This window comes from Glaciihabitans sp. INWT7 (assembly GCF_014217685.1).
Lineage (GTDB): Bacteria > Actinomycetota > Actinomycetes > Actinomycetales > Microbacteriaceae > Lacisediminihabitans.
Genome location: NZ_CP043653.1, coordinates 2631886 through 2656029, shown reverse-complemented (window position 1 = coordinate 2656029; position 24144 = coordinate 2631886). Strand labels below are relative to the sequence as shown.

Genomic DNA, 24144 nt, shown 5'->3' with positions numbered 1-24144 from the left:
TTGGAGTAATGACCTCCGCGGCCGCTCCGAAGGTGGTGCACGCACGGGCACCGGGCAAGATAAACGTGTTCCTCAAGGTCGGTGCGCTGCTCGACGACGGATACCACGACGTGGCGACGGCCTATCAGGCCGTGTCGCTCTACGAGGACATCCGCGCCACCGCCGCCGACGACTTCTCCGTCTCGTTTACGGGGCCGATCGACACGTCCGCCCTCGCCACGGACGGGTCCAACCTGGCGATCAGGGCGGCGACACTTCTCGCGCATCGCGCCGGCTATCGGGGAGGCGTGCATCTCGAGATCGAGAAGCACGTGCCGATCGCCGGGGGCATGGGGGGCGGATCGGCGGATGCCGCAGCCACCCTTCTCGCTTGTGACAGCCTGTGGGGCACCGACCTCACCCGCGAAGACCTGCTCGAGCTTGCGACCCAGCTCGGCTCCGACGTGCCGTTCGCGTTCACCGGAGGCACGGCCATCGGAACGGGGCGGGGCGACCAGCTGAGCCCCGCTCTCGCAAAGGGCAGCTTCCAATGGGTTCTGGCGCTCGCGGACTTCGGCCTGAGTACCCCCCTCGTCTACAGCGAACTCGATCGCCACCGTGACCGGCATGCGCAGGACATCTTCCCCGCCTCGACGCAACCACAGGTCGATGCCAACGTGCTCCAGGCCCTGCGCGCGGGGGATCCGCACATGCTGGCGGAGGTGCTGCACAACGACCTCCAGGCGCCCGCACTCCATCTCGAGCCCCGGCTGGCCGCGGTCATCGAGCTCGGCGAGGAGAATGGCGCCCTCGCCGGGATGATCTCCGGATCGGGCCCGACCGTCGCCTTCCTCGCCGCCAACCTCGACGCGGCCCTCGAACTGCAGATCGCCCTCAGCGCCGCTCGCTTGACGGTGGTGCGGGCGACCGGGCCGGTGCACGGCGCCCGGCTCATCGGCTCCTGAACCGCAGCCGTTAGCGCTCGAAGCGCAGCACGTTCACGCCGGTGAACGCGTGTTCCTCGGCGAGGGAGAAGCCCAGGTCCGCGAGCTTCGCGGTGACGCTCGGCCGCCAGTCCTGCTTGTCGCTCGTCACGAGCCAGACGGTGTTCACCCCGGTGAATCGATCGGTGACCTCGTCGAGCGGGTATCGAGTCTCCCACAGTTGCCCCGTCTCGGCCGCGGGGGTCTTGAGCTTCACGTCGATCAGCCCCGAGAAAGCCTCGGGGTAGGAGTAGGCGATCACGCGGGTGGTCGCGGCCTTGTGCTGGCGCACTGGCCCGTAGATCACGGCCTGGGGAACGTCGGCATCGGGTGATCGTTGGGAGGCGATGAAACCGGCCACCTCGCTCCAGGAGGAATTCTGCTTGGCTTCGGGCATCCGCTGGTGAAGGTATTGCGGGGCGGCCAGCGCCGCGCTGAGAACGAGCACGGCGGCGACCAGACGTCGTCGCCGCAGGGTCGAGATCGCAATCGAGATCAGAACGGCGGCGGCGGAAGCGGAGAAGGTGAGGTAGCGCGGTGAGTAGAGGGGCGACACCGTGACCGAGGCCAGTAGCAGTCCGACGGTGGGCACGATCAGCCAGGGCAGGAATACGGATGCCGCGGTCGGGCTGGGCCGGGATGACTCGCCGGCGATCCCGCCATCGCGTCGATGCCGCCACATCGAGAAGCAGGAAACCAGGATGAGCGCCCAGCCGAGAACGGCCAGGAGTGGACTGCCGAGGAACCACTGCGTGACGAAGACGGCGTGGAAAGTGCCGGCGTCGATCGGAGCGATCCAGTCGACCTGTGCCGACTGCCGGGATGCCGCGGACGCGAGCGGCGCGACCACGAGGGCCGCCGCCCCCGCGGAGACGACCCAGCCGATGAGGGAGCGCTGTGCCGGCCGGCCCTCGGCCAGTCGCGTCCAGACGGCAGTGACCCCGTGCGCCGCCACGACGAAGACGAGGTAGAGGAAGGTGGTGCTTGCGAGCACGGCGAGAAGCCCGTAGGCGGCCCACCATGCGATCCGCACGGCAATCGGAGCGGATGCCCGGCGCCAGGCCGAGACGAACAGCAGGGTGAGTACAACCGCGAGTGCGGCGGTGACCGCGTACGAGCGACCTTCGGTACCCGCCCAGGTGACGCGGGGCAGGAGCGCGAAGACCGCTCCCGAGAGCACGGCGACACGGGTAGAGGCGAAGCGCCGCACGAGCACGACGACAAGTGCGGCGGCGGCTCCGATGGCAAGCGCACTGGGAAGCCGAAGAGCGAAGGGCGAATAGCCGACCAGATCGAACCAGAGGTGCATCACCACGTAGTAGAGGCCGTGGACGGCGTCGACGTGCGTGAGCATCCGCGACAGTTCCGGCCAGCCGCGCTGGGTCGCGGAGATGGTGGCCGCTTCATCGAACCAGACCGAGGGCACCCAGGAGAAGGCAACCGACAGCAGAAAGGCTAACCCGCCGATCGCCGCGGGGGCGACGGCCGGATGCCGTCGGATGAGGCGTCCGGAGCGATAGGTCGCGCAGTCGCGAGCGAGAATCGCCATGGGGAAGCCTCCTCTGGAGTGGTCGGGGTGCGGAGCACCGAGTGTGAAACATACGCCGAATGGCCCGCTGCGCGATGCGCAGCGGGCCATTCTTCAGGAGATCGTAATTACTTGGCGATGACCGTGATGGTCGCGATACCGACGAGCAGCTGCGACTTGACGGCGTCCGTGTTGAACGTCTTGTTCAGCAGGCCGGCGGCGTCAGCGGAGATGTGAACCGTGGTGCCGGTGAGGATGGCGTTGTTGCCGTCCATCTGGAGCGGCTTGAGGGTTCCACCGTAGAGGTCGAACAGGTCGACCTGGGTCGCGGCGGAGGTGCCGTTGACCGAGACGTCACCGTACAGGAGGGACTTGCCCGGGTCGATGGTGAAGTTGGTCAGCTCGACCGTGGTGTCACCAGCGGTCAGCGAGAAGCCGGATCCCTCGTGCTTGATGGTGCCCTGGACGTACGGGCGGAGCTTCTTGGCCGGGTCGTAGTAGTCCACGTTTCCACCGGTGATGGGGAAGTGCAGGCTGCCGTCGGTGAGCGTCGCGGTTCCGACGGTTCCGGGGGTGAGGCCGAGGGTGGTGAGCGCCGAAGCGAAGCCCGCGTCGAGGAGCACAGCGGTGTCGACACCGGTGAGGCTCGGGATGGAGGCAAGCGGCTTCTGCACGGCGGGAGCCGAGGAGGCCTTCGGGCTGGAGGAGGTGTCGCTGCTCGTGGTGCTCGAGCAGGCGGCGAGGCCTGCGACGAGGAGTCCGGCGGTGATGATTCCGACTGTGGCCTTCTGGAATTTACGCATGATGTGATCCTTAGGTTTTCGCTTGCCCTTGGTGACAAGCGGTTCTGGGTATTGGTTCGGCCCCCCTCGCCAAAGGGTTTGGAAATGACCCCGGCTGTTATCTTTCCGTTATATTTCCCAGCAAACGTCCAGGCAAAAAGCCCGGAATCCCGGGGTTTTCACCAAATCCCATCGAGACCATTCCGCCGAACACCGTCGAAGAAACTCGGCACTCGAACTCGTATCCGGCCCTCTGGAGGGACCGAACCCGCCGGAGGAGTTACGAGCGGGATGCCCCACGCAGCAGCCTCACGGGGTGGCGGAGTCGCGCACGCCCCTCGAGGCCGGTGCGGTAGAGCGCCATCGCCACGATCACGACGATGGCCGTGGCGATCGCCACTTGGGAGACCCCGTGGTTGGGGATGAGCAGCCTCACGGTGAGAGCAAGAGGCACGGCGAACCATTCCCAGCGGCCGCTCAAGGCGATGAACGGCACGAGCAAGAGGGCGTACCAGGGGTACCGCGGCGACACGATGAGCAGTGTGGTGCCGATCATGATGAGCTGCCCGAGCCACGGAGCATCCGGATTCGTCTTCCACCACACCAGCACCGCGGTGATCAGCAGCAGCACGGCCGCCACAGCGAGAGAGGCCGTCTTCGGCACGAAGAGGGTGAGCAGGGTGAAGCGGCTGCCGTTGTTGTAGCCCTCCTCAGAGAGGTACCCCGGCAGGTAGCCGAGCACGGCGATGCCGGTCGAGAGCACGTAGGGGATGTAGAGCACCGCGAAGGTGACGATGGAGGCGACGATCACCTTCCATGGCTGACGGCGGAGCAGAGCGGGGGCGGCGATCACGGGGATGAGTTTGACCGCGATCGCGGCGCCGAGCGCGATCCCCCCACGGAAGCGCAGGCCCCGGGCCACCAGCAGGGTGGCGACAAGGGCGAGGAGGGTGCCGAGGATGTCGATGTGCGAGTTGGTGATGGCCTCGGTCGCGACGATCGGGCTCCATCCCCAGAGTGCCGCCCACCGGGGGTCGAGGTTGCGCCGACGCAGCGCAACGATGAGCATCGCCGTGATCGCGATGCTCATGAGCAGGCCGGTGAGCTGCAGGGGCCAGTATTCGGCCGAGGGCCCGGTGACGAAGCGAACGCCGGCGAAGAACATCTCTGCGGCTGCCGGATAGATGGTGGGCACCTTCGAGCGGTTGAGCGCCGTGCAGAGGGGGATGCCGCTCGGCACTGACGAGGTCTTGTGGGTGCGCGGTTCGATGCAGCGATGGGTGCCGTCCGCGTTCTCGAGCGGTGCCGGGAACAACCATTCCGGGCGCAGGTCGCCGAGTGCATCGTCCACCGGCACGTAGCGGTACGGCGAGATGCCGGCGTTCTGCACGATTCCATCCCAGGCGTACCGGGCCGAGTCGGTGCTCGTGTTCGGCGGGCCGGCCATCGCGGCCCCACCGATGAGCGCAGAGCCGATGAGCACGATCGCGATCGCCGGCCGGGTCGGCACGCGGCGAAGCGCGAGGATCGCGAGGGCGAAGAGCGCCCAGAGGCCGACAGTGCAGAGCACCAGAGCGGTGGGATGGGCGCTGTCGAAGTATCCGAGAACCGTCACCGAATACGCCGTCAATGCGGCCAGTGCCGCGGCGGCGACGCAGGCCAGCACTGTGGAGACGAGGGCGGAGCGGGGAGGGGCAGCGATCTTCATCGCCCCTCATCCTGCCCGAACCGGGCACCGGATCCATGCGGCCCGGCCGGTGCCGTTTCAGAACCGTAAGGTTTGATCGGCGCGGCGGAGGGCATCCGGATGCTCAAATAAGGGAATGCGCCGTCTCCTGCTCGAACTCCGGCGGGCTCTCTCGACGCCGTCGAGGAACCCACGCATGGCCGTCGTGCTCGGACGCCTGCTCGGAATCGCCTTCCTCGTCTGTTTCGGCACCGGGCTCTACAGCCACTTTCTGCAGGAGCCGCTGCCGTGGATGGTGTTCCCCACTCGGCCGCAGACGCTCTACCAACTGAGCCAGGGCATCCACATCACCGCGGGCATCGCCTGCTTCCCGCTCATCCTCGCCAAGCTCTACGTCGTCTTCCCCGAGTTGTTCCAGACGCCGCCGATCAAGAACTTCGTCGGGTTCCTCGAGCGGGCGTCGATCGCCATCTTCGTCGCATCGTCCCTCGTGCAGATCGTGACCGGCCTGCTGAACACCTACCAGTGGTACCCGTTCCCGTTCCCGTTCAAGCAGACCCACTTTGCCCTTTCGTTCGTGATCATCGGCTCGCTCGCCCTCCACATCGCGGTGAAGCTGCCGGTGATCTCCCGGTACTGGACCCGTTCCCGCAGTTTCGATTCCGAGGGGAACCTGCTGCTCGACGACGAGGACCTGCCGCTCACGCCCGCGGATGTCGCTGCCGAACTCGCGGACACGACTGCGGAACCCGTCGGCCCGATCTCTCGCCGCGTCGACGGTCTCACCGGCCGGCTGTTCGACTGGATCGACAGCGCACCTCCCCGGGTCGACACTCCGAAGCAGGCGCGGGTCTCCCGCCGCGGATTCGTGGCCACGGTCGGCGTGGCCACCGCAGCTGTCGTCGCGCTGACGGCCGGCCAGTCGTTCCGGGTGCTCGATGCGATCAACGTCTTCGGCCCGCGAAAGAATTTCGTCGGCCCGAACGATCTGCCGATCAACCGCACCGCCAAGGCGGCCCAGGTGACGGATGCCGACACCGGCGCAGACTGGGCGCTCTCGGTGAGTCGCGGCTCGGTCGTCAAGACCTACACCCGCGCGGATCTCGAGTCCATGACGCTGCACAGTGTCGACCTTCCGATCGCCTGTGTCGAAGGCTGGAGCCAGATGGCCTCCTGGCGCGGAGTGCGCCTCCGCGACCTGCTCGACGCGGTCGGCGCGCATCCCGATGAAGACCTGCGGCTCACCAGCCTCGAAAAGGCGGGCGGATATCGGGTCACCGAGATGGGCCATGAATTCGCGCAGGACGAACTCACCCTCGTCGCGCTGGAGCTCAACGGGGATCCCCTGAACATGGATCACGGCTACCCGGCCCGCATGATCGCTCCCGGCCGCCCCGGGGTGCTTCAGACCAAGTGGCTGTCGAAACTCGAGGTGATCTGATGCGGGAAGATCTGGCGCAAACCGGTTCGATGAGGGCGTGGCGCACCGGGCTGGTGGTGATCGGGGTGTTGCTGCTGTTGCTCGGCGCCTTCGTGTTGATCGACACCGTGAAGCCGGTGAAGATCGCCGGCGTAGCCCTGTGGTTCGTCCTCGCCCTGATCGTGCACGACGGCATCATCGCGTTCGTCACCTTCGGAGTCGCGTTCCTGTTGCGCAAGGCCGGTCGGGCGCTGCCGATCGCCGCGCTCGCGATCGTCCAGGCCGGACTGGTGATCTGCTCGGTCTTCGCGATCATCGTGCTGCCGGCGGCGTACAAGAAGTCCATCGGTTCGAAGAACCCCACGGTGCTGCCGCTCGACTACGGGCCATCGCTCGTGATCCTCTGGGCCGTCATCGTGGTGCTCACGGCTCTCGCCGTGATCGGCTACACCGCGTTGGCGAGACGGCAGAAGAACCGGCCGTCGGTCTCCCAGGCCTGATCGAGGCGCAGCCCGATCCGCTGGGCGCGCTGCACCAGCGCGGTCACCCCGATCTCGGCCCACGGGAATGCATCGCTCTGGTGGCCGCTGATGTCGACGACAGTGCCGTCGTACATGTGGTCGCGAGTGGGCTCGGCGTGCACCTCGACAACGATCACGCCATTCGCGCAGATCAGCTCTGCACAGCGTTGCAGGAGTGCGGAGGGGTCTCCGCCGATACCGATATTGCCGTCGACGAGCAGGGCGGCGCCCCACATCCCCTCCCGGGGAAGGCGTTCGAACACCGAGCGGTTGAGCACCATCAGACCGGATTCGCGGGCGATCTCCACCGCGGTCTCAGAGACGTCGATGCCGAGGGCGGTGAGCCCCCGGTGCATGGCGGCGCGCACCATACGGCCCGGTCCGCAGCCGATATCGAGCACGGCACCGTGGATACCGTCGAGGAGGCCGAGGTCCGCGGCATCAGCAGCGTCGTTCCAGCGCGAGACATCCATGGCCCGTGAGGGGGTGAGCGAGTCGGAGTCGACGTCGCGGAGATAGAGCACCTGGTCGTCCAGTCGAAGGGCTCGAGCGTAAGGCTCGGCACCGCCGGATCCGAAGGTGGCGAAGGCCGCGTCGCTCATCGGACCGCTCCCGTCTCTGTGGTGCTGTTCTCGAAGGAGGCCAGCGTGCGGGCGAATTCGGTGTGCGGGGCGAGGCCGGCGACGAGGCGGGCGTCGTCGATGGTGTCCACGTCGACGAGCTCCGGCAACATCCGCACCCTCAGCCCCGCCTGCGTGAGGCGGTCGAGCTGCAGCGTCCCCGTGTCGTCTCGCGACATCGGGACGCCTCGGATGAGCGAGCCGTCTGGGTCGGCCATCGCGATGGTCCAGAAGCCGCCGTCATTGGCGAACCCGAGGTAGGCGTCGGTATCGGCGGGCCATTCGTCGAAGAGCGGCTCGAGCATCGAGCCATCCAGCTGGGGTGTGTCCATGCCGACGAGGACCGTCGGGCCCTCGCATTCATCGAAAATCGCTCCGAGACGCATATCCAGATCCCCGCTCACTTGATGTATCACGTCGTATGGTTCGGAGCCGAGGGGCAATAGGTTGCCATCGAAGAGCAGAATTCGTCGGGAGGCATCCAGAGTGCTCACCGCCCGGACGGTGTCGGCGAGGCTTGCCGAGGCGAGAGTGGCGGCCTGTTCGAGGCTGAGAGGGGGATGCAGACGTGTTTTCACCCGACCCGGAATGCACTCTTTCGCGATGATGATCAGTGTTGTCAACGGTTGTTCGCCCTCAGCAGTCGGGACATGTCGGTGATCGCCACGACAGTGCCGCGGATGGTACCGGTGACTTTAGAGCGCCCGATGCGTGGGGAATAGGGGGTTGCTTTCTCGACGATCGTCCATCCCGCGCGCGAGGCCTTCAGTACCATCTCGAGCGGGTAGCCGCTGCGTCGGTCGATCAGGTCGAGGGAGAGCAGCGCCTCCCGGTTGGCGGCCCGCATCGGGCCGAGGTCATGCAGCGGCACGCCGGTGGCCCGACGCATCAGCCAGGCGAGCCCGAGATTGGCGAAGCGCGCGTGGATCGGCCAGGCACCGCGGGTGGTCGGGCGTCGACGGCCGAGCGCGAGATCGGCGCTGCCCCCGGTGACGAGGGCGACAAGGGGCTCGAGATCGCGGGGATCCATCGAGGCGTCCGAATCGCAGAAGGTGACGATCGGCGCCGTCGCCGCGAGCAGCCCGGCGTGGGCTGCCGACCCGAATCCGCGGCGCGGCTCGTGAACCACCAGGGCGCCGGCGGCTTCGGCGATCTCGGCCGAACGGTCGGTGGAGCCGTTGTCGACCACGATCGCACGGTAGCCCTCCGGCAGGCGGGAGAGCACCCACGGCAGGGCGCCCTCTTCGTTCAGGCAGGGCAGAACGATGTCGACGAGCGGAGTTGTCACACTGGCAAGCGTAAGAGGCGCGGGTCCACCCGCCGCTCGCAAAGCCTTACGAAATACTGACCGATGCCCGTGCTGCCCCCGCAGGGCAGGGGATTCCCGGATTGCAGACTTATTCTGAACGGGTGAGCACGTCATCCACAGCAGATCCCGCCACGGCGGGCACGCCAGGCCTGCTCACGCCCGCCGATCAGCTGCGCGATCGCCTCATCCTGGTGGTGGATGACGATGCCACAGTCTCCGAGGTCGTCTGCAGCTACCTCCGGTCGGCCGGTTTCCAGGTGGAGAGCGTCGCCGACGGGGGCAGTGCCGTGGAGACGGCCGCCCGAATCCGCCCGGATCTCGTCGTGCTCGACCGCATGCTCCCCGGAATCGACGGGGTCGAGGTGTGCCGCCGCATCCGTGCCGAACGGGCGGTGCCGGTGATCATGCTCACCGCCCTCCGCGAGGAGGAGGATCGCATCGACGGGCTCGAGGCCGGCGCCGACGACTATCTCGCCAAGCCGTTCTCTCCCCGCGAGCTCGTGCTGCGGGTGAAATCCGTGCTGCGCCGCAGCCTCACCGAATTCTCACCGGAGGCACCGATCGACGCGGGAGACTTCCACCTGGACGTCTCCTCCCGCCAGTTGACCCTGCGTGGGGAAGCGATCGGGCTCACCATCCGGGAGTTCGACCTGATCGCCTTCCTCCTGCGGCATCCCCGCCAGGTGTTCAGTCGCGAAGAATTGCTGCGTGCGGTCTGGGGCTGGGAGTTCGGAGACCTCTCCACGGTCACCGTGCACGTGCGACGGCTACGGGAGAAGATCGAGCGGGATGCCGCGCATCCCACCGTTCTCAGCACGGTGTGGGGCGTGGGCTACCGCTTCGACGTCGAACCGGCGGTGGTCGAATGAGCATGAACGACCTGCTGGTGGTCTCCCTTCTCGCCCTCGGCTGCGCTGTGGTCGTGGGGGTGGTTTCCCTCGTGGTGCTGCGCTTCATGACCCGCTACTCGCTGGTCCTTCAGCTCTGTGTCGTGGCTCTCGCTGCGGTGCTGTCGATCGCCGGAGGCGTGTGGCTCGCGGCCTCCGTGATGCTGGTCACCCCGCACGACCTCACTGTGCTGCTCTCCGTTGCCGCGATCGCGGGCGTCGTCTCCCTCGCGCTCGCCGCGGTACTCGGCCGGTCCCTGGTGCGCAACAGCCGACAACTGATCGCCGCGACGCGGCGCATCGGCACAGAGGAGGCGATGGGAGAGCAGGTGCGGCACTCGAGCAACGAGTTCGCGGCCCTCGCGCTCGAACTCACCGCCACGAACAGCCGGCTCGCCGAGTCGCGCGCGAGAGAGGCGCTCGCCGAGAATTCTCGCCGGGAACTCGTGGCGTGGATCTCGCACGACCTCCGCACGCCGCTCGCCGGCATCCGCGCCATGGCCGAAGCCCTCGAAGACGGGATGGTCGACGAGCCGGAGCGGTATTACGTGAAGGTGCGCAGCCAGGTCGATCGGATGAGCGGAATGGTGGACGATCTCAACGAGCTGACCCGCATCCACTCCGGGTCGCTGCGGCTGTCGATGCAGAAGGTGTCGCTCTACGACCTGATCAGCGACGTGGTGGCCGAACTCGGCCCCTTCGCCGAATCCCGTTCCATCTCACTCATCGGCGATGGCGCCCGCGAGCTCACGATCCTCGCCGATCCGCGGGAACTCTCCCGGGTGGTCGGCAACCTGGTCATGAACTCGATCCAGCATTCGCCGGCGGGCAGTCCCATCACCGTGAGTGCGCGCCAGAGCGACGACGGGCTCGCGGTGATCTCTGTCATCGACGCCGCCGGCGGCATCCCGGAGAAGGACCTGGGGAGGGTCTTCGAAGCCGGATGGCGCGCAAGCAACTCCCGCACCCCGGAGACCGCGACGACGCGGTCCGGCGGCGCCGGGCTGGGTCTTGCGATCGTGCAGGGCATCGTGCAGGCCCACCGCGGCCGCGTGGTCGTGCAGAACGTGCCGGGCGGATGCCGCTTCGATGTGTTCCTTCCCCCGAGCCCCACTGACGGCTCACCCACCCTCGCCGGGGCGACCGCGTGAGCGTCGACACCCGGCCAGCGACCGGTCTCAGCCGACGGGCCGTCACGGCCTTGGCGGCATTCGCCGGGGTCGTGTCGGCCGCCGTCGTGCTGGGCGTCGCCGAAGTCGTCTCGTTGTTCGTCGGCGCCGCGGGCAGCCCGCTCTTCGCGGTCGGATCTCTCGTGATCGACCTGGCGCCCGCCGGCGTCAAGGAATTCATGATTGCCGTCTTCGGCACCGGCGACAAGGCGGCGCTCCTGGCGCTGATGGGCATCCTCATCGTCGTGATCTCGGCGGCGGCGGGAGTGCTCGAACTCCGCCGTGCGCCATTCGGGGTGATCCTGCTCGGCATCGGCGGAGTCGTCGCTGTCGTCGCCGTGGTGACCCGCGCCGGAGCCACCGGGTTCAACGGCATCGCCGCGGTCGTGGGCGGGGTCACCGGCGTGGTGGTGCTGAGGCTCGCCATCGACAGACTCCGCCTCTGGCAGCGGGCGGCCGAGCGGAGTGCCACCGCGGTCCGCGTGCCGGGACGCACCCCGGCCGCACCGCAGTTCGACCGGCGGCGATTCCTGACGCTCGCGGTGGTCGCGGGTGCGGCATCCGTCGTTGCGGGCACCGGCGCCCGGCTCATGAACGCGACGTCGACGAAGGTCGCCGCCATCCGCACAAAGCTCACCCTGCCGAAGGCCGCCGTGCCCGCGGAGCCGGTGCCGGCCGCGGCCATGATCGACGTGGAGGGCATCTCGCCGTTCGTCACGCCGACCGCCGACTTCTACCGCATCGACACGGCGCTGCAGGTGCCGTCGATCGATCCGGACAAGTGGATGCTCACCATCACCGGCATGGTCGAGAACGAGGTGACCCTGAGCTTCGCCGAGCTGCTCACGCTGCCTCTCGAGGAGCATCTCGCCACGCTCACCTGCGTGTCGAACGATGTGGGCGGCGACCTCATCGGCAACGCGCTCTGGCTGGGGTACCCGATCCGCGCCCTGCTGGCCCAGGCGAAGCCGAAGGCGGGAGCGGACATGGTGTTGTCCACCAGCATCGACGGATTCACCGCCGGAACGCCACTGTCGGTGCTTCAGGACGACGGCACGAATGCCCTGCTCGCGGTGGGCATGAACGGCACGCCACTGCCGCTCGAACACGGCTTCCCGGTGCGGATGGTCGTGCCCGGCCTCTACGGCTACGTCTCCGCCACCAAGTGGGTAGTAGAGCTCAAGGTGACGAAGTTCTCGGAAGACCAGGGCTACTGGACCCCGCGCGGCTGGGACGCGAAGGGCCCCATCAAGCTGGCCTCCCGCATCGACACACCGCTCGCGGGAGCCGCGATCTCGGCGGGTACCGTCGCCATCGCCGGAGTGGCCTGGGAGCAGCACGTCGGCGTGAAATCCGTCGAGGTGCAGGTGGACGATGGACCGTGGGTCGAGGCAACACTCGCCGACTCGATCTCCGCCGACACCTGGCGCCAGTGGGTCTACCGCTGGCCAGCCTCAGCGGGCTCGCACCGCATACAGGTGCGGGCGACCGACGCCAACGGCAAGACCCAGGGCCAGACCTACCAGTCGCCGGCCCCGAATGGGTCAGAGGGCTGGCACTCGATCACGGTCAGCGTCAGCTGACCGCTGCCCGCAGCGGCGCGCTGGCGAATTCGGCCATTCCCTCGTCGAAGCTCACGCCGGGCCGCCAGCCCAGTTCCGACTTCAGGCGCTCGGACGACGCAGTGATATGCCGCACGTCACCGAGGCGGTACTCACCGGTGGTCACCGGCTCCGGACCGCCGGAATAGCGGCTGAGGGCGGAGGCGAGGTCGCCGATCGTGTGCACGATTCCGCTTCCGACGTTGAATGCGCGAAACTGCTCACCCTCGGCGGCGAGCGATTCGATCGCGGCGAGATTGGCGGATGCGACATCACGCACATGCACGAAGTCCCGCCGCTGCGCGCCGTCCTCGAACACGCGGGGTGCTTCACCGCGCTCGAGTGCCGAGCGGAAGAGCGAGGCGACTCCGGCATAGGGCGTGTTCTGGGGCATCCCCGGGCCGTAGACGTTGTGGTATCTCAGGGCTACGGCGCGGCCGCCGGTGGAGCGCGCCCAGGCCGCGGCCAGGTGTTCCTGCGCGAGCTTCGAGGCCGCGTAGACGTTGCGCGGGTCGAGAGGGGCGTCTTCGGAGATGAGCTCGGGCAGCAGCGGGCCACCGCGCTCATCCAACGGGTCGAAGTGCCCGGCATCGAGATCCTCGACCCGTCGAGCGGCGGGCCGGGTCGATCGCCCGGAACTGTCGCGGTAATTCCCTTCGCCGTAGACCACCATGGAGGATGCCACCACCAGTCGGTCCACGCCGGACTGCGCCATCGCGGCGAGCAGCACAGCCGTGCCGAGGTCGTTGCTGCCGATGTAGTCGGGCGCGTCGTTGAAGGACACTCCCAGGCCCACCTTCGCGGCCTGGTGGCAGACCACATCCACTCCGAAGAGGGCGACGGCCAGGGCATCGGTGTCGCGCACATCGGCCCGCACGAATTCGACCCGCGGGTGCGGGTGGTATTCCCCGCCGTGCACGTCCGGGCGGAGCGAGTCGAGAACGCGAACGCGCCACCCCTTGTCGAGAGCCGCCTCGACGATCGCGGAGCCGATGAATCCGGCGCCGCCCGTGATCAATACCGTGGTCATCGTGCTTCTCCCGCCTCGAGTACCGGCCTGGCCAGCACCGCTGCGACCTCGGTCGGATCGATGTTCTGCCGGGGAGCGTAGTCCGCGGGAAGCGCGCGGATGATCGTCTCGATCGCCGCGACGATGCGGGGCTGGGCCGCGGCGAGGCGCTTCAGAACGAGCTCGTGGCTCACGGCATCCGGATCCACCTCGCGGGGTCGAGGCGAAAGTCCGGCGTCGCTGTCGGTGACGTAAGAGAGGTTGACCGTGTCGATGTTGAGCTCTGCGGCGAGCGGCACCTCCGGGTACATGGTCATGTTGACCGTGTGTGCTCCGGCTGCGGCGAACCAGAGTGACTCTGCGCGGGTCGAGAACCGCGGTCCCTGGATCACGACGACGGTGCCCGAGGTGGCGATGGTCTCACCGGCCAGAGCGTGCACTGCGATCTCGTGGAGTTCGGGGGCGAAGGGATCCGCCGCTGCGAGGTGCTGGACGGAGCCCTGATCGTAGAAGGTGTCGGGTCGCCCGCTGGTGCGGTCGATGAACTGGTCGGTGAGCACGAGCGTTCCCGGCGGGTACTCGGCGGTCACGCCCCCGACGGCAGAGGAGGAGAGGATGACCCGCACCCCGAGACTCGCGAGCGCCCAGATGTTCGCCCGGTAGTTGATGAGGTGCGGCGCCACCGAATGGTGCACTCCATGACGGGTGAGGAAGGCCGCGCGACGCCCGCCGAGCTCGCCGAGGGTGACCTCGGTGGGGCCGTAGGGGGTCTCCACGCGGCGCTTCTCACTCTCGTCCGGGTCGAAGAGCGAGTAGAGGCCGGAGCCTCCGATGACAGCGACGGTGACCTCGTGCGTGAGTGGGGGAGTCATCCTCCCATTCTCCCAGCGCTCCGGCCGATTGCGCCGCAGACGAGGAAAGGGCTCCTGATGGTCTCAACGGCGCGCACCTGGACCCAGCCGGCGGCTGTGCTTCGGCGCGATGAGCTCGTGATCGCGGGCTCCGATCCGGCGAGCCGAGCCGCCCCGCGGTTGCGCCGAGAGCGAGACCGAACCCCGGGCGACGCTCTACCGGCTACAGTCATTCAGTGGCACATCTCCTGGGCGCCGAGTCCCTTCACCTCGAATATCCCACCCGTGTCATCTTCGACAAGGTCACCATCGGCCTCGATGAGGGCAATCGCATCGGCGTCGTCGGGCGCAACGGCGACGGCAAGTCGACCCTCCTCCGCCTGCTGAGCGGACGCATCGAGCCGGATGCCGGGCGCGTCACGCGCCGCAACGGCGTCACGCTCGGGATGCTCGACCAGGCCGACCTGCTGCCGGAAGACCTCGTGGTCAAGGACGCCATCGTCGGCGACAAGGACGACTACGAATGGGCCGGGGACGCCCGCATCCGCGACGTGATCGACGGCCTGCTGCTCGACGTGCCGTGGGAGGCCACGATCGGCGCCCTGAGCGGAGGTCAAAGAAGACGCGTGGCCCTCGCCAAACTTCTCGTGGGCGACTGGGACGTCATCTTCCTCGACGAGCCCACCAACCACCTCGATGTCGAGGGCATCGCCTGGCTCGCCGGCCACCTCAACAAGCGCTGGTCACCCAACCAGGGCGGGCTCATCGTCGTGACCCACGATCGGTGGTTCCTCGACGAGGTCTCCACCGACACGTGGGAGGTCCACGACCAGATCATCGAGCCGTTCGAGGGCGGATACGCCGCGTACATCCTGCAGCGCGTCGAGCGCGACGAGCTCGCCGCGACCATGGAATCCAAGCGACAGAACCTCGCGCGCAAGGAGCTCGCCTGGCTGCGCCGCGGAGCTCCGGCCCGCAGCACCAAGCCCAAGTTCCGGATGGATGCCGCGTACGAGCTGATCTCGAACGAACCGCCTCCCCGCGACACGGTCGCCCTCAGCCAGCTCGCCACCGCGCGGCTCGGCAAGGACGTCGTCGACCTGCTCGACGTGGGAGTCACCTACGGCGGTACGAAGGATGCGGACGGCCACGTCACCGGCGGCGTCGAGATCCTCAAGGACATCGAGTGGCGCGTCGCCCCCGGTGAGCGCACCGGCATCCTCGGGGTCAATGGCGCAGGCAAGTCCACCCTGCTCAGCCTCATCGCCGGCACCCTGCTGCCCACCAGCGGCCGGGTGAAGCGGGGCAAGACGATCCGCGTCGCCATCCTGAGCCAGCAGCTCGGAGAGCTCGCCGACATCCTCGAAGACCGGGTGATGGATGTCATCGCCCGCCAGAAGAGCTCCTACGTCACCGGCGGCAAGGAACTCACCCCGGGCCAGCTGCTCGAGCGGATGGGGTTCATGTCTGCCCAGCTGAGCACCAAGGTGAAGGACCTGTCCGGTGGTCAGCGACGGCGACTGCAGTTGCTGCTCATCCTGCTCGGCGAGCCCAACGTGCTGATCCTCGATGAGCCGACCAACGATCTCGACACCGACATCCTCGCCGCCATCGAAGACCTGCTCGACTCCTGGCCGGGCACGCTGCTCGTGGTCAGTCACGACCGTTACCTGCTCGAACGCGTCACCGACAACCAGTACGCCATCCTGGACAAGCGGATGCGGCATCTGCCCGGCGGCGTCGACCAGTACCTGCAGCTGCGGTCGCAGCAGACCACCAAGGGGCTCACCGTCACCGAGACCCACAAGGCCGAAGGGGCGTCGCCGGAGAAGAAGGCGACTGTCAACTCGAAGGGGCGCACCAAGCTCACCGGCGCCGAGTTGCGAAACGCGCAGAAAGAGCTCGGATCGGTCAGCCGCAAGCTCGAGAAGGTCACCACCCAGATCTCGTCGATCCACGATCGCTTCGCCAGCCATGACCAGGGGGACTTCACCGGGCTCGCCGCGCTGCAGGGGGAGCTCAAGTCCCTGGAGGACTCGATGGCGGAGCTCGAGCTGCGGTGGCTCGAACTCAGCGAGGTGCTCGAGGCGTAAACCGCAACGCGCTCGTCGCGCGGGTCGGCCCCGGAGGATCGGCACAACTAGTGTCGTACCGTGCACACCTCCCGTTCTCGCGTTGCCGGGCTCGGTGTCTACCTTCCCGAAATCACCCGATCGACCGCGCAGACCGAGGCGGATCTCCGTCGCCACAACCCGAAGCTGAAGCTGGCGACGGGCATGATCGGCCGCATCACCGGGGTCAAGAGCGTGCACCTCCGGCCGCCGGGCTGGCAGACCTCCGACCTCGCCGTCGCTGCGGCCCGGAAAGCCCTCGCCGATGCGCCGGGCCCGATCGACCTCCTCCTCTTCGCCAGCGCCAGCCAGGACCTGATCGAGCCGGCAACGAGCCACATCGTCGCGTCCAAGCTGGGACTCGATTGCCCCGTGATGGACATCAAGAACGCCTGCAACAGCGTGCTCAACGCGATGCAGGTGGCGGATGCGCTCATCACGAGCGGCCAGTACGAGCGGGTGCTCATCGCGAGCGGCGAGCAGCCCTCGCATGCCGTGCGGTGGCGCCTCGACAGCAAAGACCAGTTTCTGCGCTCATTCCCCGGGTACACGATGAGCGACGGGGGAGCGGCCGTCATCCTGGAGCGCAGTGGCGACCTTTCCGGCATCCTCGGCTCCACCTTCGTCGCGGTCTCGAGCCACTGGCAGATCGGCACGCTCGGCACCGGTGGATCGATGGACCCGCATGCCGACAACGGAAGCCACTTCGACATGGATGGCCCCGCGCTGCAGCAGGCCTTCCTCGATCTCGGGCCCGATGCCGTGCTTGCGACCCTGCAGAAGCTCGATCTGCACTGGGGCGACTTCGACCTCGTGGCCATTCATCAGGTGGCACTGCCCTACCTCCCCCCGATCTTCGAACGGCTGGGGGTGGCCGACGACAAGACCATCATCACGATCGAGGATCACGGCAACCTCGCCTCGGTCACCCTCCCCCTCCAATTGCTGCTCGCGCGGGATGCCGGGCGCATCGGGGAGGGCAGCCTCGTCGCGCTCATCGGGTTGGCCGGCGGCATCAGCCTCGGCGTGATGGTGCTGCGCCTGTGAACGCCTCGCCTCCCCGGCTCGCGGTGGTCGTGCCGGTCTTCAACGAAACCGGCTGGATCCGCCCGACGCTCGCCGCCCTCGCCGCGCAGGTCGACCAGGACTTCGACGTCGTGTTCGTCGACAACGGTTCCACGGACGATTCGGTGGCCATCATCGAAGAGTTCGCGGCCGATCGCCCGCGGTGGCGAGTGATCCATGAACCGCAGAAGGGCACGGGAGCCGCGGCGGACACCGGGATGCGCGCCGCCATCGCCGGCGGGGCCGCACTCCTCGCCCGCACGGACGCAGACTGCCTTCCCCGGAGCGACTGGACGGCGGGCATGCGTCGGGCGCTCACGACCGAAGGCCTTCAGCTGGTCGGTGGGGAGCTCGTGCCCCGCACCGACGAGGGACTCTCCTGGTTCACGCGCATGGGACTGCGCGGCGCCGTGCATCTCGCCGAAGCGTTCGGCCGGGTGCGCAAGGACAATCGTTCGCCGCAGTATCTCGGCCCGTACATGATGGCCGCCGGGTGCAATGTGGGCATCACTGCCGAGCTCTACCGGCAGAGTGGCGGATTCCCCCGCACCCGCATCGAGGACCTCCATGAGGATCGTGCCCTGGTGAACGCCGTGCGCCGCATCACGCCGCGCTATGCCCGCCGGGGAGACATCGTGGTCTTCGGATCGAGCCGTCGGGTGACCGCGTGGGGCCTGAAGAACACCCTGCTCTGGTACAAGGATCACCGGTACCGGCCAGAGCATGTGGACATCCGATGACCAGCCTCGCCACCAGCCGGGCGATGCGGTGGGAGGAGCGGGTGATGCGTTCGGCGCATCCGATCGCCTATCCCGCCCTGCGGATGGCCCGGGGCCCCGTTCTCCGGGTGCCGGGCCTCGGAATCCTCGTGCGAGACGCGGCACTGCTGCGGAGCGTTCTTCTCAACACCGCGAGCTTCACCAAGACCGGCCCGGGCTCTCCTTCGGATCTCTGGACCGGTGTGCTCGGACCCAGCGTGCTCCTCAACATGGAGGGCGCGGACCACCAGGCCCTTCGGCGCAGACTCGCCCCGATCTTCGCGCCCTCCTCCGTCGAGCCACTGGTGGCCGAGAGCCTCGGCGAGCCCCTCGCCCGGCTCGCGCGGCGACTATCGGAGGGAGAGCCCGTCGACCTCGTCGAGGAGGTGCGGCGCTATTCCAGCATTGCGATCGGCCGCCTGGTGGGGCTGGATTCCGCGGAGCTGACAGCGGAGCTGTTCCACAAGGTCTCCTCCATCACTTCGATGGTGCGACTCACGAGAAGCACCCTCACGCCCACAGAGGTCGCGAAGGCCAGGGTGGTGATGGCGGAGCTCGGCCTGCATGCCCAGCGCGCCTACCACTCGGGCGACGAGCAGACGGTTCCGGGACGGATGCGCGCGCTCGGCCTCACCGAGGCCGAAGCGCTGGGTGCCGTCGGCGCCTTCGTGCTCACGGGCACGGAGACTCTCGTCTCTTATATTCCCCGACTGGTATGTCTGCTCGTCGATACTTCTTGGCTGCCGCTCGTCGCGGCCGATCGAAGTCTCGTCGAGCCGGCGATCGCCGAGGGTCTGCGGGTGACCACGCCCTCCCCGGTCATGCTCCGTTCCGTGGTGGCGGCCGACTCGATCGGTCCCGTCGCCGTGCGACCGGGAGACCGGGTGATCCTCGCGACATTCGCGGCCAATCGCGCCCTCGGCCCCTTCGATCCCGCGGCCAATACCGCCGCGACGCTTCGCCAGCTGTGGTTCGGTGCCGGCTCGCACTTCTGTCTCGGCGCCCCTCTCGCCCTGGCCCAGATCCGCTCCGTTGTGGATTCGCTGCTCGACGCCGTCCCGGACGGCAGCCTCCGAGTGCTCTCCCGTCGTCCCGCGCGCGGTGTGCTGATTCCCGGCTACGCGAAGGTCGTGATCGGCAGATGAGCGTCGACCTGCTCGATGCCATGCTGAAGGCGTGCCGCGAGCATCCGGATGCCCCGGCCATCAGCCAAGGGCGGCGCACTCTCACCTACCGCGAACTCGACGACCGTATCGCCTCGGTCGCGGCGGCGCTCGGGGCAGCGGGACTGCGGTCGGGCGATCGCGTGCTCTTCTCGGTGCGTCCCAGCCTGGACGGCATCTGTCTCGCCCTCGGGGTGATCGCCGCGGGCGGCACCGTGGTCTTCGCCGACTCCGGCGCGGGGGAGGAGATGTTCCGGGCCCGCGCTGCGCTCGCGGCACCCCGCTGGGTTGCGGCCGAATCGCTGCTCTATTTCGCGTCATCCGGGCCACTGAGACCCCTTGCGCGACGCCGGGGGCTTGAGCTGCCGCCCTACTCGGCGGTGGTGCCGGATGCCCGCCACATCTACGCCGGATCATGGCTGCCGGGCGTGCCGCGCGGGTCGCTGCGGCTGCGCTCCCTGCTCGCCGCAACTGGAGAGTCCACTGCCAGTGGCCGGGTGGCGAGGGCCGCTGGTCGAGTGAAGAACGCCACCGACCGAATCGAGACCCGGTCGGAGGCCCTCATCATCTTCACCAGCGGCACCACCGCGCATCCCCGGGCCGTGGTCCACTCGCGCACCTCCCTCGGCACCGGACTCGCCGGTTTCGCCGCGCACGTGCGCTTCGCTCCCGGGCAGCGCCTGCTCACCGATCAGCTGATGATCGGCATCCCGGGCCTCATCGCCGGAGCGCACTGGCGCCTGCCTGCCTTTGGTGCCGACCCGGGCGCCAGGCCCGCCCACTACCTGGACGTGCTGCCCGGAACCGATGCTCTCTTCCTGGTGCCGGCAGCTCTCGCAGCCCTGCTCACGCTGCTCGAGGAACATCCGGAGAGAGCTCCCGAGCTCAGCACCCTGCTGATCGGGGGGGCCCCGGTGCTGCGGCCACTCCTCGAGCGGGCAAAGCGGTGCTGGCCCAAAGCACGCATCTGCGCGATCTATGGCATGACGGAGATCCTGCCGGTGGCGATCGCGGATGGTGATGAGAAGCTCGCGTTCACGGGGCCGGGCGACTACGTCGGCACGGTGCTCCCCACCGTCCACGCCCGCATCGAGACAAACGCGGCGGGTGACGGAGAGCTGGTGCTCGCGGGGGAGGGCCTCGCGCTCGGCTATCTGGCCGATCTCCCCGAGCATCCGCTCGTCTCGCTGAGCACCGGTGATCTCGCGGAGCTGCACGGCGACAGGCTGGTATTGCGCGGCCGGAGCAAGGACATGTTCATCCGAGGCTCGACCAACGTCTATCCGGGGCTCTACGAACCGGTGATAGCGGGCATCGCCGGAGTCGCGGACGCGGCGATGGTGGGAGTCGCGGATGAGATCGGCGACGACCTGATCGTGCTGGTGATCGTGCCCCGCGAGGGCGTTCCCCGCGGGTTCGGCGTGACGCACCCGGTGATCACCGCCGTGCGCGCCGCGCTGCCCGGACTCGTGGATGCCGCGGTGCTGCCCGACCTCGTGCTCATCGCCGCAGATCTGCCGCGCGCGGGACGCAGCAGCAAGCTGGACCGCGCGGCCCTACGCGACGCCGTTTCCCGCCATCTGAAGTCAGGGAGCTGACATGCGGATCGCGGTCACCGGCGCGAGCGGTTTCATCGGCGGCGTCATCGCGTCGGCCCTCGCGATGCCCGAGCTCGATCACGAGGTGATCGGGTATGGGCGCACGCCCGGCGGCTGGTCGTATCGCAGCCACGTGGCCAACGCCAGCCACTACCGCATCTGGGACGTCGCCCGAGGGCGGCTGACGACCGACATGCACGTGGATGCCGTCGTGCACTGCGCGGCCCTCGCCGACGACTGGGCGCCACTGGAAACGGCGATGCGGGCGAACAGTGAGGGAACGCGCAATGTCGTGCGCAGTTTCCCCGGGGCCCGCATCGTGCATCTGTCCACCTCGAGCGTGTACGACGCCTTCGGGCCGACCGTCAACGCGGTCGAGGCGGAGGCGCCGGCGACGCGATTCCTCAGCTCGTACTCGCAGTCGAAAGCGGCCGCGGAGGCCCAGCTTGTCGGCACCGAGGCCGTGATCCTGCGTCCGCACGCGGTCTACGGTGCCGGAGACACGACCCTCCTGCCCCGGCTGCTCGCGGGTATCCGCCGTGGCCGCCTCTCGTTGCCGGAGGGCGCCGCCGTCGAGCACAGCCTCACCCACATCGACAACCTCGTCGCTGCGGTGATGCTGGCGCTCGAGCCGGGGGCGCCAACCGGCGTCTTCAACATCGGGGACGATGCCCCCGTGCTTCTGAGCGAGGTGCTCACCGAGCTGCTCGCCAAGAAGGGGCGTTCGGATGTCACCCTCCACCGCATCCCCTACGCCGCAGCCTTCGCGTTCGCGTCGGCCGTCGAGCTCGGTCATCGCATGAGCGGGCGCGGTCGGCCCAGGGTCACCCGCTATGCGGTGAGCCAGCTGGGTCTCGAGCGAACGCTCGACCTGACCGCGGCCCGGCAGCAGCTCGGCTACCGCCCGCGTTCCACGAGCCTCGCCGGCGCCGAGCGCTGGTAGCGGGGCGGGTCTCGATACGCTCACTGACGCTCGCTACTCGACCACCGGGTGCTGGTCGAGTAGGGCGCTCAGCGCCCGTATCGAGACCCGGCCTTCTGCACCACGAGGGACCGATAGGCCGGAATCAGCACCCGCTTGCCGTACTCTCGCGAGACGACCCGGAACGGCGTGCCGTCGCCCACCAGCAGCTGCACCATCGCCGTGAGTTCCGCCCGGGCGAGCGGACCGCCGAGGCACAGGTGCCGCCCGGCCCCGAACCAGAGCTGGCGGTTCTGCGGGATGTACGCGCGATCGACACGGTACTCACCGGCGAGGTTGTTGGCGGTCCAGGTGAGCACGACGATGCGTTCCCCTGCCCTGAGGGTGCGACCGCCGATCTCGAGGTCGGCGAGAACGGACCGGCCGATGATTGGGGCGGGCGATGTCACTCGCAACGCCTCCCGCACGGCTCCCTCGGTGAACTCCGGATGCTCGATCAGCCGGTGCTGTTCTCCGGTGTCGAAGAGCAGGGCGGCGGTGCGCGCCATGGCGGATGCCGCGGTCTCGGTGCCCGCGACCATCAACAGCGTCGAGAGACCCTTCGTCTCCCGCACCGAGAGCCCGAGATCGCGGCATCGGCCGATCACGGACGAGGAGGGTGCGGTGGCGAAAGACGCGTCGATGTGGCCGGTGAGCCTCTCCACGATCTGCCGGGCCTTCGCGATCTTCTCGGCGGGGAGCACGGTGTCGGAGGTCGTGCCGAGCGCGATAGCGGCGAGATCCTCACCGGTTTCGAAGATCGAGCGATAGGTCTCGTCCGTGGCATCCGGAACGTTCATGCCGAGCAGGGTGACCACCATCTGGCCGACGAGGATGCGGCTGAGGTCGGCCACGTCGAGCGGCTCACCGGCCTCGAAGGAGGCCCGGGCACGCGTCATCCGATCACCCCAGGCGGTCGCCACGAACGAGACACTTGTCTTCTCGGTGAAGAGTTCGCGGCTGCGGGTTCGGAGGTCGTAGTGCCCGGCGCCGTCGAAGAGGTCGTAGACCCAGTCACCGAGGATCTGCGCCCAGAGGTGCCCGACCCCGCCCTCGCTCAGCAGGGTGAAGTGCTCCGGGTCGTTGAGCACCGCTCGCGCGGTGAGCGGATCCGCCGTGATCCAGCCGAGCCTCGGCACCCGGAGCAGTGGCTTGGCGAAGGTGCCGACCCAGTTGAGCCAGGGGAGTGCGGGCCGCGCGGCCGTGAGCAGCCGGTGCTCGTGGGCGGCGGCTCCGGCGCCGCGTCCGTCCCGCCACGGCGCCAGTCGGCGTTCGTGGACGGGGGCGGTGAGGTCCTCAGCAACGGGCACGTGCTCAACCTATCCGGTGCGGGCAGAGCCGATCGCTAGTCTGAGGGCCATGGGAGAAACGAACCGGGCCTATGACCGTGTGCTCCGTTATGGCTCGAACTCCGACCGAGTTCAGTTCTTCAGCGATGCGGTGTTCGCCATCGCCATGACACTCCTGGTGATCGATATCACCGTGCCTGTGATCGCCAATGGGCCGTCGGTGACCCAGGCCACGCTGGATCCGAAGCTCTGGAAGGCACTCGGCGACGAGTTCCCGCAGTTCCTGGCCTACGGGCTCAGCTTCGCGGTGATCGGAGCAAGTTGGGCAGGGCACCACCGCATGTTCGCCTTGATGCGCCGATTCGACGGCTCGCTCGTCTCGATGAATCTTCTGCTGCTCTTCTTCATCGCATTCGTGCCATTCCCGACCAGTCTGCTCAGCGAATACGGAAGCACGATGCCGGCGGTGGTGCTCTATGCGGGCAATGTCGTCGTGATCAGCCTGTTGCAATTCGCACTCCTGGCCTACGCCCATCGGCGCGGCTATCTCGACGAGAGGGTGGATGTCGGAATGTATCGCTACATCCGCCGCAACCTCCTGACGGCCCCGGTGATCTTCCTGCTCTCGATCCCCCTCGGTTTCATTTTCGGAGCGGTCTGGGCCCTCTATTTCTGGATCGCACTGTTGCCCGTCAACATCATCGTCGGCCGCTTTGAGCCCCGTGTGATACCCAAGAAACCGCTTGCACTTTAAGAAGTTCATCCATATGAAGGTCAAACTCCTGTTGTTCATCTTCACGCAGGTTGCTGGCCACGTCCCTGAGGGCAGGCGTTCAAGCACCGAATATTGAAT

General features: G+C 68.0%; 22 protein-coding genes. 13 read left to right on the top strand and 9 right to left on the bottom strand.

The window, feature by feature from the left end:
• Positions 1-8: 8 nt before the first annotated feature.
• Positions 9-944 (top strand): 4-(cytidine 5'-diphospho)-2-C-methyl-D-erythritol kinase, encoded by a 936-nt coding sequence (locus tag F1C58_RS12800; protein ID WP_185201466.1) that lies wholly within the window; start codon positions 9-11, stop codon positions 942-944.
• A 10-nt stretch (positions 945-954) separates the two neighbouring features.
• Here the strand turns inward: F1C58_RS12800 and F1C58_RS12795 are convergent, their stop codons facing one another.
• The 3 genes from F1C58_RS12795 to F1C58_RS12785 form a co-directional block, all read right to left on the bottom strand.
• A complete protein-coding gene (locus F1C58_RS12795; protein ID WP_185201465.1) occupies positions 955-2511 on the bottom strand; it encodes a glycosyltransferase family 39 protein in 1557 nt (518 codons plus the stop codon).
• Between the two features lie 107 nt (positions 2512-2618).
• Positions 2619-3293, bottom strand: coding sequence for a hypothetical protein (locus F1C58_RS12790; protein ID WP_185201464.1), 675 nt, complete (start codon positions 3291-3293; stop codon positions 2619-2621).
• A 259-nt stretch (positions 3294-3552) separates the two neighbouring features.
• Complete coding sequence (locus tag F1C58_RS12785; RefSeq protein WP_185201463.1) at positions 3553-4980, bottom strand: glycosyltransferase family 87 protein; 1428 nt, start codon at positions 4978-4980, stop codon at positions 3553-3555.
• Between the two features lie 175 nt (positions 4981-5155).
• Here F1C58_RS12785 and F1C58_RS12780 point away from each other — a divergent pair, with 175 nt between their 5' ends.
• Together F1C58_RS12780 and F1C58_RS12775 are read left to right on the top strand one after the other, a co-directional pair.
• A complete protein-coding gene (locus F1C58_RS12780; protein ID WP_255461104.1) occupies positions 5156-6400 on the top strand; it encodes a molybdopterin-dependent oxidoreductase in 1245 nt (414 codons plus the stop codon).
• Complete coding sequence (locus F1C58_RS12775) at positions 6400-6879, top strand: hypothetical protein (protein ID WP_185201461.1); 480 nt, start codon at positions 6400-6402, stop codon at positions 6877-6879. The genes F1C58_RS12780 and F1C58_RS12775 overlap by 1 nt, the downstream gene beginning before the upstream one ends.
• On the opposite strand, the gene F1C58_RS12770 is transcribed toward F1C58_RS12775, so the two are convergent.
• The 3 genes from F1C58_RS12770 to F1C58_RS12760 are packed head-to-tail and all read right to left on the bottom strand — an operon-like array spanning position 6825 to position 8808.
• A complete protein-coding gene (locus F1C58_RS12770; RefSeq protein WP_185201460.1) occupies positions 6825-7502 on the bottom strand; it encodes a bifunctional 2-polyprenyl-6-hydroxyphenol methylase/3-demethylubiquinol 3-O-methyltransferase UbiG in 678 nt (225 codons plus the stop codon). The two genes, F1C58_RS12775 and F1C58_RS12770, sit on opposite strands and share 55 nt — an antisense overlap.
• Entirely contained in the window at positions 7499-8098 is a 600-nt protein-coding gene (locus F1C58_RS12765; RefSeq protein WP_255461103.1) for a DUF2064 domain-containing protein, read from the bottom strand. The genes F1C58_RS12770 and F1C58_RS12765 overlap by 4 nt, the downstream gene beginning before the upstream one ends.
• A 41-nt stretch (positions 8099-8139) precedes the next feature.
• Positions 8140-8808 (bottom strand): glycosyltransferase family 2 protein, encoded by a 669-nt coding sequence (locus F1C58_RS12760; RefSeq protein ID WP_219731975.1) that lies wholly within the window; start codon positions 8806-8808, stop codon positions 8140-8142.
• Positions 8809-8930: 122 nt separating this feature from the next.
• On the opposite strand from F1C58_RS12760, the gene F1C58_RS12755 reads away from it, so the two are divergent.
• Genes F1C58_RS12755 through F1C58_RS12745 form a run of 3 tightly spaced genes read left to right on the top strand, consistent with a single transcriptional unit; the run spans position 8931 to position 12468 of the window.
• A complete protein-coding gene (locus F1C58_RS12755) occupies positions 8931-9698 on the top strand; it encodes a response regulator transcription factor (RefSeq protein ID WP_185201457.1) in 768 nt (255 codons plus the stop codon).
• Entirely contained in the window at positions 9695-10867 is a 1173-nt protein-coding gene (locus tag F1C58_RS12750) for a cell wall metabolism sensor histidine kinase WalK (RefSeq protein ID WP_185201456.1), read from the top strand. Before F1C58_RS12755 ends, F1C58_RS12750 begins: the two co-directional genes overlap by 4 nt.
• Positions 10864-12468, top strand: a complete 1605-nt coding sequence (locus F1C58_RS12745) for a molybdopterin-dependent oxidoreductase (protein WP_185201455.1) — start codon at positions 10864-10866, stop codon at positions 12466-12468. The genes F1C58_RS12750 and F1C58_RS12745 overlap by 4 nt, the downstream gene beginning before the upstream one ends.
• Here F1C58_RS12745 and F1C58_RS12740 read toward each other — a convergent pair.
• A complete protein-coding gene (locus F1C58_RS12740) occupies positions 12461-13516 on the bottom strand; it encodes an NAD(P)-dependent oxidoreductase (protein ID WP_185201454.1) in 1056 nt (351 codons plus the stop codon). The two genes, F1C58_RS12745 and F1C58_RS12740, sit on opposite strands and share 8 nt — an antisense overlap.
• Entirely contained in the window at positions 13513-14367 is an 855-nt protein-coding gene (locus tag F1C58_RS12735) for an MTAP family purine nucleoside phosphorylase (RefSeq protein ID WP_185201453.1), read from the bottom strand. Before F1C58_RS12735 ends, F1C58_RS12740 begins: the two co-directional genes overlap by 4 nt.
• 215 nt (positions 14368-14582) lie before the next feature.
• Between F1C58_RS12735 and F1C58_RS12730 the strand changes: the two genes are divergently transcribed.
• The 6 genes from F1C58_RS12730 to F1C58_RS12705 are packed head-to-tail and all read left to right on the top strand — an operon-like array spanning position 14583 to position 21984.
• A complete protein-coding gene (locus F1C58_RS12730) occupies positions 14583-16439 on the top strand; it encodes an ABC-F family ATP-binding cassette domain-containing protein (RefSeq protein ID WP_185201452.1) in 1857 nt (618 codons plus the stop codon).
• A 60-nt stretch (positions 16440-16499) separates the two neighbouring features.
• Positions 16500-17504, top strand: coding sequence for a 3-oxoacyl-ACP synthase III family protein (locus tag F1C58_RS12725; protein ID WP_185201451.1), 1005 nt, complete (start codon positions 16500-16502; stop codon positions 17502-17504).
• Positions 17501-18262, top strand: a complete 762-nt coding sequence (locus tag F1C58_RS12720) for a glycosyltransferase family 2 protein (protein WP_185201450.1) — start codon at positions 17501-17503, stop codon at positions 18260-18262. The genes F1C58_RS12725 and F1C58_RS12720 overlap by 4 nt, the downstream gene beginning before the upstream one ends.
• On the top strand, positions 18259-19425 hold the full coding sequence (locus F1C58_RS12715; RefSeq protein WP_219731974.1) for a cytochrome P450: 1167 nt from the start codon (positions 18259-18261) through the stop codon (positions 19423-19425). The genes F1C58_RS12720 and F1C58_RS12715 overlap by 4 nt, the downstream gene beginning before the upstream one ends.
• The gene (locus F1C58_RS12710) at positions 19422-21041 is read left to right on the top strand and encodes a class I adenylate-forming enzyme family protein (RefSeq protein WP_185201449.1); all 1620 of its coding nucleotides are present in this window, start codon (positions 19422-19424) and stop codon (positions 21039-21041) included. Before F1C58_RS12715 ends, F1C58_RS12710 begins: the two co-directional genes overlap by 4 nt.
• 1 nt (position 21042) lies before the next feature.
• Positions 21043-21984, top strand: a complete 942-nt coding sequence (locus F1C58_RS12705) for an NAD(P)-dependent oxidoreductase (protein ID WP_185201448.1) — start codon at positions 21043-21045, stop codon at positions 21982-21984.
• Positions 21985-22052: 68 nt separating this feature from the next.
• Here F1C58_RS12705 and F1C58_RS12700 read toward each other — a convergent pair whose 3' ends face one another.
• On the bottom strand, positions 22053-23312 hold the full coding sequence (locus tag F1C58_RS12700) for a cytochrome P450 (RefSeq protein WP_255461102.1): 1260 nt from the start codon (positions 23310-23312) through the stop codon (positions 22053-22055).
• A 49-nt stretch (positions 23313-23361) separates the two neighbouring features.
• On the opposite strand from F1C58_RS12700, the gene F1C58_RS12695 reads away from it, so the two are divergent.
• A complete protein-coding gene (locus F1C58_RS12695) occupies positions 23362-24045 on the top strand; it encodes a TMEM175 family protein (RefSeq protein WP_185201447.1) in 684 nt (227 codons plus the stop codon).
• Positions 24046-24144: the final 99 nt, after the last annotated feature.

What these genes read in the sequence shown, in the direction of transcription:
- F1C58_RS12800 (WP_185201466.1), top strand. Translation starts at nt 9, where the DNA reads ATGACCTCCGCGGCCGCTCCGAAGGTGGTGCACGCACGGGCACCGGGC.
- F1C58_RS12795 (WP_185201465.1), bottom strand. Translation starts at nt 2,511, where the DNA reads ATGGCGATTCTCGCTCGCGACTGCGCGACCTATCGCTCCGGACGCCTC.
- F1C58_RS12790 (WP_185201464.1), bottom strand. Translation starts at nt 3,293, where the DNA reads ATGCGTAAATTCCAGAAGGCCACAGTCGGAATCATCACCGCCGGACTC.
- F1C58_RS12785 (WP_185201463.1), bottom strand. Translation starts at nt 4,980, where the DNA reads ATGAAGATCGCTGCCCCTCCCCGCTCCGCCCTCGTCTCCACAGTGCTG.
- F1C58_RS12780 (WP_255461104.1), top strand. Translation starts at nt 5,156, where the DNA reads ATGGCCGTCGTGCTCGGACGCCTGCTCGGAATCGCCTTCCTCGTCTGT.
- F1C58_RS12775 (WP_185201461.1), top strand. Translation starts at nt 6,400, where the DNA reads ATGCGGGAAGATCTGGCGCAAACCGGTTCGATGAGGGCGTGGCGCACC.
- F1C58_RS12770 (WP_185201460.1), bottom strand. Translation starts at nt 7,502, where the DNA reads ATGAGCGACGCGGCCTTCGCCACCTTCGGATCCGGCGGTGCCGAGCCT.
- F1C58_RS12750 (WP_185201456.1), top strand. Translation starts at nt 9,695, where the DNA reads ATGAGCATGAACGACCTGCTGGTGGTCTCCCTTCTCGCCCTCGGCTGC.
- F1C58_RS12740 (WP_185201454.1), bottom strand. Translation starts at nt 13,516, where the DNA reads ATGACCACGGTATTGATCACGGGCGGCGCCGGATTCATCGGCTCCGCG.
- F1C58_RS12735 (WP_185201453.1), bottom strand. Translation starts at nt 14,367, where the DNA reads ATGACTCCCCCACTCACGCACGAGGTCACCGTCGCTGTCATCGGAGGC.
- F1C58_RS12715 (WP_219731974.1), top strand. Translation starts at nt 18,259, where the DNA reads ATGACCAGCCTCGCCACCAGCCGGGCGATGCGGTGGGAGGAGCGGGTG.
- F1C58_RS12710 (WP_185201449.1), top strand. Translation starts at nt 19,422, where the DNA reads ATGAGCGTCGACCTGCTCGATGCCATGCTGAAGGCGTGCCGCGAGCAT.
- F1C58_RS12705 (WP_185201448.1), top strand. Translation starts at nt 21,043, where the DNA reads ATGCGGATCGCGGTCACCGGCGCGAGCGGTTTCATCGGCGGCGTCATC.
- F1C58_RS12695 (WP_185201447.1), top strand. Translation starts at nt 23,362, where the DNA reads ATGGGAGAAACGAACCGGGCCTATGACCGTGTGCTCCGTTATGGCTCG.